The sequence below is a fragment of the Kitasatospora sp. NPDC058406 genome, from assembly GCF_042722765.1.
In the GTDB taxonomy this organism is placed as follows: Bacteria; Actinomycetota; Actinomycetes; order Streptomycetales; family Streptomycetaceae; genus Kitasatospora.
The window spans coordinates 1-11,530 of the sequence record NZ_JBHXKE010000275.1 but is presented as its reverse complement, the minus strand read 5'-3'; the positions used below and the strand labels follow the sequence as shown (position 1 = coordinate 11,530).

Genomic DNA, 11,530 nt, shown 5'->3' with positions numbered 1-11,530 from the left:
GCACCACCCGCACCGGGTGGCGCGGCAGCGGCGCTCCGCCGTGCCGGGGCGTGCCGCGCAGCAGGCGCTCGCAGGGGCGCTCGACCCCGTGGTACAGCGCACCGGCGGCCAGGAGCGAGACACCGGCCAGCAGCAGCCAGACGGCCGCCGTCGCCGCCACGGCCCCGGGCGCGGGCCGGCCGGCCGCGTGCAGCCAGCAGCGGATGCCGATCTCGTGCACCAGGTACCAGGCGTACGACCACTCGCCGAGCCGGACCGCCGTCCGCCCGGCCAGCAGCCGCGGCCCGCCGGCCGGCCCGAGGTCCCGCTGCGCGGCGGCCGTCAGCAGGACGGCGAACAGCGGGGCCGGGAAGAGCTGTGCGGCGCTGTACGGGCCCCACCAGACGGAGTCCGGCGCGGCCGTGTGCCACGGCACCAGCAGCAGGTGCCAGCCGGCCACCGCCGCCGCGGCCGGGGCGAGCGGGACGCGGGGGAGCAGCCCGTGCCGGACGGCCAGCCCGGCGACCACGCCGAGTACGAACTGCGGGGTGCGGGTCAGCGGCAGGTAGTCGAGCAGCCAGCCGCGGACGGCCGGGTCGGCCGGCAGCAGCGGACCGGCCAGCCACAGCGCCGGGCCGGCCGCCGCGCAGAGCGCGGCGAGCGGCGTCCAGAGCCGGCGGCGCCCGGCCAGGGCCCGCAGGAGGAAGGGGAAGAGCAGGTAGAACCAGGCCTCGGCGCCCAGCGACCAGGCGGCCGGGTTGCCGCCGAACACCGTCCCGGGGGCCCAGGTGTGCAGGAGCGGCAGCGACCAGAGGACCGCCGCGAGCGGCAGGACGGCGCCGAGGGCGGCGCCGGCACCGAGCGAGAGCGCGGTGGTGAGCGCGTGCAGCGGCCAGATCCGGGCGAACCGGCGGCGGGCGAAGCGGCCCGGGGCGGTCGGCACGCCGTCGTACGTCCAGGCGAGGACGAAGCCGGAGAGGACGAAGAAGAAGGTCACCCCGCTCCGGCCGTACCAGCCGAGCGGGCCGAGGACGGGCACCTCGCCGACCTTGCGGGCCAGGTGGTAGACGACGACCAGCAGCGCGGCCCAGAACCGGAGCCCGGTGAGCGAGGGCAGGCGGGCGGGCATCGGGGCTCCGGAGGGGCGGGGAGGAGGAGGGGAAGAGGAAGCGGGGAGGAACGGACGGGAACGAGGACGGGCCGGGTGTGGGCCGGGTGCGGGAACGGCTCGACTCCGGTTCCAACGATCCGGGGCGGGTCCGGGACACGTGCCCCGAACCCGCCCCGGGCTCGGCGCAGCAGACCGGTGCTCCGGTCGAACCGGACCGTGCCGTTCGCGGAGGCGGCCTCCACCCCGCCGAGCGTCCGTCGGACGCAGGCGACCCGGAGCCCCCCGGCCCGGGCCCGCACACGCCCGGCGAGACGCCGAGCAGCAGCCGGAAAGCGGCGCCGGCGGCCGGAACCGGTGGCGCCGGGGCGCGCCCCCGCGGGCCCGGCCGCGTACGCTGCTGTGGCGGGCCCGCCCTGTGGCCGGGAGGGCCGGAAAGCCGGAGGGGCGATGGCGGTGGAGGAACAGCGGGCCGGGAGCCGGGTCAGCCGGCCGGAGGTCAGGCTGGTGCGGCGGGGGTTCACCGACCCCGAGCGGGCGCTGCGGCTGCTCGCCGAACCCGCGCTGGACGGGCTCGCCGGGGACCCGGTGCTGCTGGACGCGCTCGGCGCCACCGCCGACCCGGACCTCGCCCTGCTCGGCCTGGCCCGACTGCTGGAGGCCGCCGACGCGACCGACCGCCACACCCTGCGCGACACCCTGACCACCTCGAAGCCGCTGCGGGACCGGCTGCTCGGCGTGCTCGGCGAGTCCACCGCGCTCGCCGACCACCTGGCCCGGCACCCGCACGACTGGCACATCCTGGTCACCTTCGAGCTCCGCGACATGCACCCCGGGCCGGAGGACTTCCGTCGCGCGCTCCACCAGGGCGTCTGGGAGAACGACGCGGGCGCCCGCAGCCGGGCCGACGCGCTGCGGATCGCCTACCGCCGCTGCCTGCTGGCCATCGCCGCCCGCGACCTCACCGGCACCACCGACCTCGCCCAGACCGCCGCCGAGCTCGCCGACCTGGCCGGCGCCACCCTGCAGACGGCCCTCGACATCGCCGCCGAACAGGACCCGGACGCCGCCGCGGTCTGCCGCCTGGCCGTCATCGGCATGGGCAAGTGCGGCGGGCGCGAACTCAACTACGTCTCCGACGTGGACGTCATCTACGTCGCAGAGCCGTGCGAGGGAGCCGACGAGCACGAGGCGCTCAAGGCCGCCACCCGACTCGCCGCCGCGCTGACCCGGCTCTGCGCCGACACCACCGGTGAGGGCACGATCTGGCCGGTCGACGCCAACCTCCGCCCCGAGGGCCGAAACGGACCGCTGGTCCGCACCCTGGCCAGCCACCTCGCGTACTACCAGCGCTGGGCCAAGACCTGGGAGTTCCAGGCACTGCTGAAGGCCCGCCCGGTGGCCGGGGACACCGAACTCGGCGAGGCGTACGTGGCGGCGCTGGCCCCGCTGGTCTGGCAGGCCGCCGCCCGGGAGAACTTCGTCACCGACGTGCAGCAGATGCGCCGCCGGGTGATCGAGTCCATCCCCGCACCCGAGCTGGACCGCCAGCTCAAGCTCGGCCCGGGCGGCCTGCGCGACGTCGAGTTCTCCGTCCAGCTGCTCCAGCTGGTGCACGGCCGCACCGACCCGGCCCTGCGCAGCGGCAACACCCTGGAGGCGCTGGCCGCGCTCTCCCGGGGCGGGTACGTGGGCCGGGCCGACGCCGCCTCGCTGGACGCCGCCTACCGGTTCCTGCGCTCGCTGGAGCACCGGATCCAGCTGCACCGGCTGCGCCGCACCCACCTGATGCCCACCGGTGAGGAGGACCTGCGCCGGCTGGCCCGCTCGCTCGCGCCGCTGATCAACGGCGACACCCGGGCCGATCCGGTCGCGGCCCTCCAGCGGGACTGGAAGCGGCACGCCGTCGAGGTGCGGCGGCTGCACGAGAAGCTGTTCTACCGGCCGCTGCTGGACGCGGTCGCCGAACTGCCGGTCGGCGCGGCCGGCCTCACCCCGGACGCGGCCCGGGCCCGGCTGGAGGCACTCGGTTACGCCGACCCGGCCGCCGCCCTGCGGCACCTCTCGGCGCTCGCCTCCGGGGTGAGCCGCAAGGCCGCCATCCAGCGGACCCTGCTGCCGGTGCTGCTCGGCTGGTTCGCCGACTCCGCGGACCCGGACGCCGGATTGCTCAACTTCCGGCAGGTCTCCGACGCGCTCGGCCGGACGCCGTGGTACCTGCGGCTGCTGCGGGACGAGAGCGCCGCCGCCGAGCAGCTGGCCCGGGTCCTGTCGGCCGGCCGGCTCGCCCCCGACCTGCTGCTACGGGCCCCCGAGGCGGTGGCCATGCTCGGCGACCCGCAGGGGCTGGTGCCGCGCGGGCGGGCCGCGCTGGAGCAGGAGGTGCTGGCCGCCGTGGGCCGGGCCGACTCGACCGCCGCGGCGGTGGCCGCCGTCCGCGCGGTGCGCCGCCGGGAGCTGTTCCGGACCGCCGCCGCCGACGTCCTCGGGCGGCTCGGTGACGATCCGGCCGAGGCGCTGGACGCCGCAGGGGAGGCGCTCACCGCGCTCAACGCCGCCACCCTGCAGGGCGCGCTGCGGGCCTGCGTCGCCGGCTGGGAGGCCCGGAACGGGGCGCTGCCGACCAGGATCGCGGTGATCGCGATGGGCCGCTTCGGCGGACGCGAGCTCGGTTACGGCTCCGACGCCGACGTGCTCTTCGTCCACGAGCCGCTGCTCGGATCACTGGAGGAGGACGCGGCCCGGGCCGCCCAGGCGGTCTGCAACGAGCTGCGCTCGCTGCTGGCCGCGCCGTCCACCGAGCCGCCGCTGGAGGTCGACGCCGACCTGCGTCCGGAGGGGCGCCAGGGTCCGCTGGTGCGCACCCTCGCCTCGTACACGGCGTACTACCGGCGCTGGTCGCACGTCTGGGAGAGCCAGGCGCTGCTGCGGGCCGAGCCGGTGGCCGGGGACGAGGCGCTGGGGGAGCGGTTCCGGCAGCTGATCGACCCGATGCGCTACCCGGGCGCGGGGGTGGCGGAGCGGGACCTGGTGGAGATCCGCCGGATCAAGGCCCGGATCGAGGCCGAGCGGCTGCCGCGCGGCGCCGACCCGACCACCCACACCAAGATCGGCCGGGGCGGGCTGGCCGACGTGGAGTGGACCGTCCAGCTGCTCCAGCTCCGGCACGGGCACGGGCTTCCGGCGCTGCGCACCACCCGGACCAGGGCGGCGCTGGCGGCGGCGGTGGAGGCGGGGCTGGTCGAGGAGGCGGACGCGGAGGTGCTGGACGCGGCCTGGGTGCTGGCCTCCCGGGTGCGGTCGGCGGTGATGCTGGTCCGCGGCCGGCCGGGGGACTCGTTCCCCGCGGACGCCCGGGAACTCGCGGGGGTCGCCCGCTACCTGGGGTACGGCGCCGGGCACAGCGGGGAGCTGGTGGACGACTACCGGCGGACCACGCGGCGGGCCCGGGCGGTGGTGGAGCGGCTGTTCTACGGGTGAGACCCGGGCCGATCCGGCACCCCGGGCGACCCCCGGGGGTCGCCCCGGACGGACGGCGAAGGGCCCCGCGAAAGATCGCGGGGCCCTTCGGAAGATCGGGGGGTCAGCGCCGTCCGGCGGTCACCGAGGACTCGCTCCACTGCTCGGGGACCGTGACCGGTTTCTCCTCGGCCGTCTCCCGGGCGGGCACCCTGGGCAGCCGGTAGGGCCAGGCGTGGTAGATCAGCCGGGCGGCGGCGAAGCCGACCGCGAGGCAGACGACGCCGCCCACCGCGTCCATCCAGAAGTGGTTGGCGGTGGCGACGATCACCACCAGGGTGGCCACCGGGTAGAGCAGGCCGAGCACCCGGACCCAGGTCGCACGGGCGAGGAAGAAGATGGTCAGCCCGCACCAGAGCGACCAGCCGATGTGCATCGAGGGCATCGCCGCGTACTGGTTGGAGACGTGGGTGGCCGGTCCGGAGGCCATCGAGCCCCAGGTGCCGTGCGTCTTCACGGTGTCGATGAAGCCGCCGTCGGTCATCAGCCGGGGCGGCGCCAGCGGGAAGAAGTAGAAGCCGACCAGCGCGATGCCGGTGGTGATGAACAGCACCGTGCGCGCCGCGCCGTAGCGGCCCGGCTGCCGGCGGTAGAGCCACACCAGCACGCCGATGGTCACGACGAAGTGCAGTGTCGCGTAGTAGTAGTTCATCCCCGTGATGAGCCAGCCGACGCCGTCCACCGCGTGGTTCACCGAGCGCTCGACGGCGACGCCGAGGGCGCGCTCGAAGTCCCAGATCCAGCCCGCGTGCTTCTGGGCGATCGACTCCTGCTCGGGGACGGCGTTGCGCACGAGGGAGTAGATCCAGTAGCTGAGGCCGATCAGCGCCAGCTCGAACCAGATCCGTGGCCGGGCCGGGGAGCGGCGCTGCTCGCGGACGCGGCTGCGCAGCGCAGCCGTACGGGTCTGGGCCGCGCGGGTGGCTCCGTCGGGCATGCGGCCGCCGTTCTGCTGGATCTCGGTCGGTTCCCCCATGGACGAGAAGTCTGCCAGACGTCCCGTAGCCGTCTGCTCATCCTCCGGAAGTGGATTCTTCACCGGCTGTCCCCCTTCAGGGCTAGGGGGTTTCTCCCGCCGGGGCAGGGTGTACGGGCGAATCTGGTGCGAACCGGCGGGACGGGCATACGTCCCATTGTCACGCCGGGCGGCGCGGGTGGCGCAATCGGGGGTCGGGCGCCGCTGCGGCAGGCGTATTTTCCCCGCCCGAAACCCTTTCTGCATCTTGCTGAAACATATTGCAGGCCGCTAGCGTCCTGGCAACTCGCTCACCCCTTCCCCCGCAAGGGAGCCCTCCGTGGCCGATGTCCCGCCCCGCCGCCGGCGGCGCACCACCCGCAGACCCGGCCGGACGGCGGTGCTGCTCGCCGCCTCGCTGACCGCCGCCACCCTCGGTACCGCCGGCCCGGCCGCACTCGCCGCCGGCCCGCCCGGACCGCCCTCGGACGCCGCGCTCGCCGCCACCGCCGGGCGCCACGACCTGACCCGCGAGCAGTTCTACTTCGTCCTGCCGGACCGGTTCGCCAACGGCGACCGCGGCAACGACACCGGGGGCGTCACCGGCACCCGGCTGGACCACGGCCTCGACCCGGCCGACAAGGGCTTCTACCACGGCGGCGACCTGGCCGGCCTGCTCCAGCGGCTCGACTACGTCCAGAACCTCGGCACCACCGCGATCTGGATGGCGCCGCTCTTCCGGAACAAGCCGGTCCAGGGCACGGACGACAGCGCGAGCGCCGGGTACCACGGCTACTGGATCACCGACTTCACCCAGGTCGACCCGCACTTCGGCACCAACGAGCAGCTCAAGGAGCTGATAGCCGAGGCCCACCGGCGCGGCATGAAGGTCTTCTTCGACGTCATCACGAACCACACCGCCGACGTCATCGACTACCGGCAGCAGCAGTACGGCTACCGCACCACCGGGGCGTTCCCGGTCCTGGACGCCGACGGCAGGCCGGTCGACGAGACCGCGCTCGCCGACGCGAACGCCGCCTGGCCGAAACTGGGCAAGGACTCGTTCCCCTACAGCCCGGTCTTCCGCCGGCCGGCCGACGCCACCGCCAAGACCCCGGCCTGGCTCAACGACCCCGCGCTCTACCACAACCGGGGCGACTCGACCTTCGCCGGCGAGTCCGCGACCGAGGGCGACTTCTCCGGCCTCGACGACCTGGACACCCAGAACCCCAAGGTGGTCAAGGGCTTCGAGAAGGTCTACCAGCAGTGGGTCAGGGAAGCCGGCGTGGACGGCTTCCGGATCGACACCGTCAAGCACGTCAACATGGCGTTCTGGCAGCAGTGGGCCCCCTCGCTCAAGGAGTTCGCCGCCAAGCAGGGCAACCGCACGTTCTTCATGTTCGGCGAGGTCTACTCCGGCGACCCCGCGGTCACCGCGCCGTACGTCACCAGGGGCCGGCTCCAGGCCACCCTCGACTTCCCGTTCCAGAACGCCGCCCGCAGCTACGTCTCCCAGGGCGGCTCGGCCCGCACCCTCGCCGACGTCTACGGCCAGGACTACCGCTACACCACCGCCGACACCGACGCCTACGAGCTGCCGACCTTCCTCGGCAACCACGACATGGGACGGTTCGGCTCCTTCCTGCTCGCCGACGACCCCGGCGCCGACGAGGCCACCCTGCTGCGCAGGGACCGGCTCGGCAACGAGCTGATGTTCCTCACCCGCGGCCAGCCCGTCGTCTACTACGGCGACGAGCAGGGCTTCACCGGCGCCGGCGGGGACAAGGACGCCCGGCAGGACGTCTTCACCTCGCAGACCGCCTCCTACAACACCGACCGCGTGCTCGGCGGCGCCACCGGCCCCGCCGACCGGTACGGGCAGGACGGTGAGCTGTACCGGGGCATCGCCGGCCTGGCGAAGCTGCGCCGCGACCACCCGGCCCTCGCCGACGGCGCCCAGATCGAGCGGTACGCCGCCGACGGACCGGGCGTCTACGCCTTCTCCCGGATCGACGCCGGGCAGCAGGTCGAGTACCTGGTGGCCGTCAACAACGCCGCCGGGCCGAAGACCGTCACCCTGGACACCTTCTCGGCCGGCCAGGGCTTCGACCGGATCTACCCGGAAGCGGGCGAGCGGCTCACCAGCGGCGCCGACCGCAGGCTCACCGTCACCGTGCCGCCGCTCTCCTCCGTCGTCCTCAAGGCCGCCGGACGGATCGCCCCGGCCGCCGCCGCGCCCTCGATCACCCTGCGCGCGCCCGCCGCCGGCTCCACCGGCACCGTCACCGTCGGAGCGGACGTCCCCGGTGGCGGGTTCGACCGGGTCACCTTCGCCGCACAGGTCGGCGACCGGCCCTGGCAGGTGCTCGGCACCTCCGACACGGGCCGCCACGCCGTGACCCAGGACCTCGCCGGCGTCGCCCCCGGCACACCGGTCCGGTACAAGGCCGTCGTCCAGGACGCGGCCGGCCGGCTGCGCTCCGCCACCGGCGGCTTCACCACCGGCACCCCCGACCCCCGGCCGGTGCCCAGCGCCACCGCCCGCCCGTACGCCGTCGTCCACTACCAGCGCAAGAACGGCGACTACGACGGCTGGAACCTCTACGCCTGGGGCGACCTCGCCGACGGCGAGGCCACCCCGTGGCCGGCCGGGCACGGCTTCACGGGCCGGGACGCCTACGGCGCCTTCGCGTACGTGAAGCTCAAGCCGGGCGCCTCGGACGTCGGCTTCGTCGTGGAGAAGGACGGCGTCAAGGACGTCGACGCCGACCGCCGGATCGACGTCGGCGCGACCGGCGAGATCTGGCTCAAGGAGGGCGACCCGACCGTCCGGACCGCCGACCCCGGGCCGGTGAGCACCCCGCCGGCCGGCACGGCGGTGATCCACTACAACCGGGCCGACGGCGACTACGACGGCTGGGGCCTGCACGACTGGACGGGCGCCGCCACCCCCACCGACTGGGGCAACCCGCTGATGCCGGTGCGCCGCGACTCCTTCGGAGCCGTCTTCGAGGTGCCGCTCGCCCCCGGCGCGACCAGCCTGAGCTACATCCTCCACCGGGGCAACGACAAGGACCTGCCGAACGACCAGTCCCTCGACCTCACCGGCACCGGCCGCGAGGTCTGGATCCTCGGAGGCCGCGAGGGCTACCTGCTGCCGCAGACCGCCGCCGCCTCCTCGCAGCTGGACCTCGGCTCGGCCAAGGCCCAGTGGATCGACGCGAGGACGGTCGTGGTCCCGGCGGGCTACGGCGCCACCGACGCCGCCCTCGCCGCCGGCACCAGCGCCCAGCTGGTCTACGACCCCGCCGGCGGCATCCGCACCGAGAAGGGCGCGCTGACCGCGGCGGGGCAGTGGATCCGGTTGGAACCGGTTTCGGGCGGGCTCACCGCCGCGCAGCGGACCGCGTTCCCGCACCTCGCCGGCTACCGGGCGTTCACGGTCGACCCGCGCGACGCCACCCGGGTGGCCGCCGCCCTGCGCGGCCAGCTGCTCTTCACCGAACACCTGCCCAGCGGCGCCGTGCTGGCCGCCACCGGCGTGCAGATCCCCGGCGTCCTCGACGACCTGTACGCCCGGCGCACCGGCAAGGTCGACCTCGGCCCGGCCTACTACCGCGGCAAGGTCGCGCTGTCCCTCTGGGCACCGACCGCACAGGAGGTGTCCGTCCAGGTCTTCGACTCCCCGGCCGGTGGCACTCCGAAGACCCTCCCGCTGAAGCTGGACGACGAGACCGGCGTCTGGGAGATCGTCCGCGACAAGGCCGAGTTGGACGGCAGGTACTACCTCTACCAGGTCAGGGTCTGGGCGCCGGGCGCCCGGCAGATGGTGGTCAACACCGTCACCGACCCGTACTCGGTCGCGCTCTCCACCGATTCGCGGCGGAGTCTGGTCGCGGACCTCTCCGCCGCGGCGCTCAAGCCCCCGGGCTGGGAGGACCACGCCGTCCCGGCGGCCGTCCCGCTCGCCCGGCAGCAGATCCAGGAGCTGCACGTCCGGGACTTCTCGGTGGCGGACGCCACCGTCCCGGCCGCCGAGCGCGGCACCTACCTGGCCTTCGCCGAGTCCGAATCGGCGGGCATGAAGCACCTGCGCGAGCTGGCCCTGGCCGGGGTGACCACCGTCCACCTGCTGCCGACCTTCGACATCGCCACCGTCCGGGAGAACCGGGCCGAGCAGAAGCTGCCCGCCTGCGACCTCGCCGCCCTGGCGGCCGACAGCGACAGGCAGCAGGAGTGCGTGGCCGCCGTCGCCGCCGAGGACGCCTACAACTGGGGCTACGACCCGCTGCACTACACGGTGCCGGAGGGCTCGTACGCCACCGACCCCGAGGGGACCGCGCGCACCGTGCAGTTCCGGCGGATGGTGCAGGCGATCCACGCGGCCGGGCTCCGCGTGGTCCTCGACGTCGTCTACAACCACACCGCGGCCGGCGGCCAGGCCGAGCACTCGGTGCTGGACAAGGTCGTCCCCGGCTACTACCAACGGCTGGACGCCGACGGGAAGGTGACCACGGACAGCTGCTGCGCCGACACCGCGCCCGAGCACGCCATGATGAACCGCCTGGTGGTCGACTCGGTGACCACCTGGGCCCGCGAGTACAAGGTGGACGGCTTCCGCTTCGACCTGATGGGCCTCGACCCGAAGTCCACCATGCTGGACGTGCAGGCCGCGCTGCGCCGGATGACTCCGGAGTCGGACGGTGTCGACGGCAGGAACGTCCTCCTCTACGGCGAGGGCTGGAACTTCGGCGTCGTCGCGGACAACGCCCGCTTCGAGCAGGCTACCCAGCTCGCCATGGCGGGAACCGGCATCGCCACCTTCGACGACCGGCTCCGCGACGCGGCCCGCGGCGGCAACTTCCAGCTCTCCTCCGCCCCGCAGCAGGGCTTCGCCTCGGGCCTGTTCACCGACCCGAACGGCTCGCCCGCCAACGGCACGTCCGAGCAGCAGAGGGCCCGGCTGCTGAAGCAGATGGACCAGTTGAAGGTCGGGCTGACCGGCAACCTGGCCGGCTACGCCTTCACCGACAGCTCCGGACGGGCCGTCACCGGCCGGGAGGTCGACTACAACGGCGCCCCGACCGGCTACGCGGCCAGGCCGGGCGAGGCGGTCGGGTACGTGGACGCGCACGACAACGCCGACCTGTTCGACGCGCTGGCGTACAAGCTGCCGCCCGCCACCGCGCCCGCCGACCGGGCCCGGATGCAGGCGCTGGCGCTCTCGCTGACCGCGCTCACCCAGGGCTCCGGCTTCGCCCAGGCCGGCAGCGACCTGTTGCGCTCCAAGTCGCTGGACGCCAACTCCTACGACTCCGGCGACTGGTTCAACGCCGTCCAGTGGGACCCGGAGCGGGGCAACGGCTGGGGCCGGGGCCTGCCGCCGGCGGCGGACAACCGGGAGATGTGGCCGGCCGCCAAGGCCCTGCTGGCCGACCCTCGGCTGGTCGTGGGCGCCGCGGACATCCGGGCGACGAGCGCGCAGTACCAGGAGTTCCTGCGGATCAAGCGCTCCTCGCCGCTGTTCTCGCTGCCCACCCTGGCCGCCGTCCAGCAGCGGCTCTCGTACCCGCTCTCCGGCACGCCCGGCGAGACCCCCGGGGTGATCACCCTGCACCTGGACGGGGCCGGGGCGGCGGGCGCGGAGAAGGGCGTCACGGTGGTGTTCAACGCGACGCCCACGGCGCAGAGCCAGACGGTCGGCGCCCTGGCGGGCACGGCCCAGGCGCTCCACCCGGTCCAGGCCGGCGGCTCCGACCCGGTGGTGAAGCAGGCCGGATTCGCCTCCGCCACCGGCACGTTCACGGTGCCGGGCCGGACGGTGGCGGTGTTCGTGCAGGGCTGACGACCCGGCGACGGGACCGGGCCCCGCACCGCTGAACCGCGGGGGGGGGGGGGGGGGGGTTATTACAAAAAACAACCCCCCCCACAGTTTGAAAAAGGGGGTTTAGGGTGGGGGTTGTTTTATT

Annotated in this window: 4 protein-coding genes; 2 read left to right on the top strand and 2 right to left on the bottom strand. The window is 74.5% G+C overall.

The annotated features are described in order from the left end of the window. The coding region (locus ACFWOG_RS35155; RefSeq protein ID WP_380363350.1) for an acyltransferase family protein at positions 1 to 1,108 on the bottom strand (1,108 nt) is incomplete at its 3' end. A 429-nt stretch (positions 1,109 to 1,537) separates the two neighbouring features. On the opposite strand from ACFWOG_RS35155, the gene ACFWOG_RS35150 reads away from it, so the two are divergent. Next, complete coding sequence (locus tag ACFWOG_RS35150) at positions 1,538 to 4,567, top strand: bifunctional [glutamine synthetase] adenylyltransferase/[glutamine synthetase]-adenylyl-L-tyrosine phosphorylase (RefSeq protein WP_380363348.1); 3,030 nt, start codon at positions 1,538 to 1,540, stop codon at positions 4,565 to 4,567. 103 nt (positions 4,568 to 4,670) lie between these two features. On the opposite strand, the gene ACFWOG_RS35145 is transcribed toward ACFWOG_RS35150, so the two are convergent. Continuing rightward, positions 4,671 to 5,582, bottom strand: a complete 912-nt coding sequence (locus ACFWOG_RS35145) for a phosphatase PAP2 family protein (RefSeq protein WP_380363346.1) — start codon at positions 5,580 to 5,582, stop codon at positions 4,671 to 4,673. 319 nt (positions 5,583 to 5,901) lie between these two features. On the opposite strand from ACFWOG_RS35145, the gene pulA reads away from it, so the two are divergent. Then, entirely contained in the window at positions 5,902 to 11,406 is a 5,505-nt protein-coding gene (gene pulA, locus ACFWOG_RS35140) for a pullulanase-type alpha-1,6-glucosidase (protein WP_380363344.1), read from the top strand. Positions 11,407 to 11,530 lie beyond the last annotated feature (124 nt).